This window comes from Tabrizicola sp. (assembly GCF_031377265.1).
Lineage (GTDB): Bacteria > Pseudomonadota > Alphaproteobacteria > Rhodobacterales > Rhodobacteraceae > JAUYQR01.
In genome coordinates this window covers 1-3,519 of sequence record NZ_JANMET010000252.1, presented here as the reverse complement: position 1 = coordinate 3,519, position 3,519 = coordinate 1, and the positions used below count along the sequence as shown (strand labels likewise).

Below are 3,519 nucleotides of genomic sequence, written 5' to 3'. Positions count from 1 at the left end.
CCCTTTATGAGGCAAAGGCCCATTATGCGCGATGACCGGTCCCATCAGGCGGAGGTGACTTCGAAAGCGGGCTACCGCTTCGTCATCATCACGCTTGACGCCCATGCCGCAGGGCCCGCCGCACGCATAGCCCCGCGTCTGTCCAAAGATTTCCCCGGGATCGAGGTTTCCGTCCATGCCGCCGCCGAGTGGGCCGAAAACCCTGCGGCCCTCGCCCGCGCCAAGGCCGCTGTGGCCGATGCCAATATCATCGTGGCGAACCTGTTGTTCATCGAAGAACACATCACCGCCATCCTGCCCGACCTGCAGCGCGTTCGCGATGGTCTGGATGCCTTTGTCGGCGTAATCGCCGATCCGCAGATCGTCAAGCTGACGAAAATGGGCGATCTGGATATGTCCAAACCCGCAAGCGGAGCGATGGCGTTTCTGAAAAAGATGCGGGGGCCGAAAGAGCCTTCCGCCTCCTCGGGGCAAAAACAGATGGCGCTGCTGCGTCGGTTGCCAAAAATCCTGCGCTGGATTCCCGGCAAGGCGCAGGACATGCGCGCTTGGTTCCTCAGCATGCAATACTGGCTGGGCGGGTCGGATGACAACCTCGAGGCGATGATCCGCTTCCTCGTCAGCCGCTATTCTGCGGACCGCAAGTGGCAGGCGGTGAAGGCCGCGGCCCCGATCGATTACCCCGATGTCGGCCTGTATCACCCGCGTCTGAAGGGCCGGATCACCACTGATATCGCCGACATGCCGCGCCCGGCGGAGGTGAAGGCCACCGTCGGCCTGTTGATGCTTCGCTCCTACATTCTCGCCGCCGATACCGCGCATTATGACGCCGTGATCGCGGCCTTCGAGGCGCGTGGCATCGCTTGCCTGCCCGCCTTTGCCGGTGGTCTTGACGGCCGCCCCGCCATCGACGCTTATTTCAAGGGCCGCATCGACGCGATGGTGTCGTTGACCGGCTTCTCGCTTGTCGGTGGCCCGGCCTACAACGACAGCCCCGCCGCGGTAGAGGCGCTGGCGGCGCTGGACGTGCCCTACATCGCCGCCCACCCGCTGGAGTTTCAGACGCTGGGCCAATGGGGTGCATCCGGTGGCGGGCTTGGCCCGGTGGAAACCACCATGTTGATCGCTTTGCCAGAGATTGACGGTGCCACCAATCCCACCGTCTATGCCGGGCGGCATGGTGTCGATGGCTGCACCGGCTGCCACCACCAGTGCAAGGCCGCAACCGTCCAGGCGCTGGAAACCCGCGCGATGGCCCCTTGCCCGGAACGGATCGAGGCGCTGGCCGACAAGACCCTGCGCCTCGCCATGCTTCGCCGCTCGGAAGTCGCCACCCGTAAGGTCGGCATCGTCCTTTACGGCTTTCCGCCGAATGCCGGGGCCGCCGGAACCGCTGCCTACCTCGGCGTGTTCGAAAGCCTGTTCAACACCTTGCACGCCATGGCCGCCGAGGGCTATGCGCTGACCCCGCCCGCATCGGTCGAGGCGCTGCGCGAGATGGTTCTGAAAGGCAACGCCGCCCGCTATGGCCAGCCCGCCAATGTCGCCGCCATCGTTCCTGCCGCCGAGATCGTCGCCAAAACCCGCTGGCTGAAAGAGGTCGAGGCCGCTTGGGGCCCTGCCCCCGGCCGCGCCCAGACTGACGGGCGCGGCGTCTTTGTGCTTGGCCACCAATTCGGCAATGTCTTTGTCGGCCTCCAGCCGCTGTTCGGCTACGAAGGCGACCCGATGCGCCTGTTGTTCGAAAAAGGCTTCGCGCCGACCCACGCCTTCACCACCTTCTACCGCTGGCTGCGCGAGGATTTCGCCGCCGACGCGCTGCTGCATTTCGGCATGCACGGCGCGCTGGAATTCATGCCGGGCAAGCAGGCCGGCGTTTCCGGTGACTGCTGGCCCGACCGGCTGATCGGCAACCTGCCGAACGTCTACCTTTACGCCGCGAACAACCCCTCCGAAGCGACGCTGGCCAAGCGCCGGTCGAACGCCGTCACCGTTACCCACCTGACGCCCCCCCTTGCCCGCGCCGGACTGTACAAGGGCCTGCAGGAGCTGAAGGACACGCTGACCCGCTGGCGCGCCACGGCCCCGGATGCGGCAGACCGTGCTGATCTTGAGGCGCTGATGGCCGAACAGGCCAAATCGGTGGACATGGCCGGCCTTGCCGCCGACCAGCTGTGGGTCAAACTGCTGGAGGCCGAGGGTGCGCTGATCACCGATGGTCTGCATGTGGTCGGGCGCAAGATGACGCCTGAACACCGCGCCGAGATGATTGCCCTGATGCCGGACGATGCCGACGCGCGGGCAAAAGCGGATCGCCTGCTGCAGGAGGACCATGAGATCACCGGCATCCTGCGCGCGTTGTCGGCCCGCTTCATCGCCCCGGTGCCCGGCGGCGATCTGATCCGCGCGCCGGAAATTCTGCCCACGGGCCGCAACATCCACGCGTTTGATCCGTTCCGGATGCCAACCGCCTTTGCCATGCAGGACGGCGCGTTGCAGGCCCAGCGGCTGCTGGAAGCGCATGACCGGCTGCCGCGTACAGTGGCCTTGGTGCTGTGGGGGTCAGACAACATCAAATCAGATGGCGGCCCGATTGCCCAGGCGCTGGCGCTGATCGGTGCGAAACCCCGGTTCGACCATTACGGCCGCCTGTCGGGGGCCGATCTGATCCCGCTGGCCGAACTTGGCCGCCCGCGCATCGACGTGGTGATGACCCTGTCAGGCATTTTCCGCGACCTTCTGCCCCTGCAGACCCGGATGCTGGCCGAAGCCGCGTGGAAAGCCGCCACCGCGGATGAGCCGCTGGCCCAGAACTTCATCCGCGCCCATTCGCTGGCTTATGCCGAGGAAATGGGCGTTGATATCGAGACCGCCGCCCTGCGCGTCTTCTCCAACGCCGAAGGCGCTTATGGCTCCAACGTCAACACCCTGGTCGGCTCCTCCGCCTTCGGCCAGGAGGATGAGCTGGCCGATGCCTACGAGGCGCGCAAGTCCTTTGCTTACGGGCGTACCGGCAAATCGGTGAAGAACGCCGCCTTGCTGCAAAAGGCGCTGAAAGACGTGGATCTGGCCTATCAGAACCTGGAATCGGTCGAACTTGGGGTGACCTCGGTCGACCACTACTTCGACACGCTGGGCGGCATCGCCCGCGCGGTGAAACGCGCCCGCGGCGGCGAGGATACGCCGGTCTATATCGGCGACCAGACACGCGGTGGTGGTCAGGTCCGCACGCTGCGCGATCAGGTCGCGCTGGAAACCCGTTCGCGTGCGCTGAATCCGAAGTTCTACGAGGGCCTGTTGCGCCATGGCGCCGAAGGCGTGCGCCAGATCGAAGCGCATGTGACCAACACCATGGGCTGGTCGGCCACCACCGGCCATGTCGATCCTTGGGTCTATCAGCGCCTGTCGGAAACCTTTGTGCTGGACGAGGCGATGCGCCGCCGTCTGGCAGAACTGAACCCCGAGGCCTCCAGCCGGATGGCCGGGCGGTTATTGGAAGCGTCGGACCGCCAATACTGG

At 65.5% G+C, this 3,519-nt stretch carries 1 protein-coding gene; it reads left to right on the top strand.

Features of this window, described 5'->3' with window-relative positions:
* Positions 1-24: 24 nt before the first annotated feature.
* Positions 25-3,519 (top strand): magnesium chelatase subunit H (locus tag RMO18_RS14500; RefSeq protein ID WP_309666832.1); only part of this gene is annotated, 3,495 nt, incomplete at its 3' end.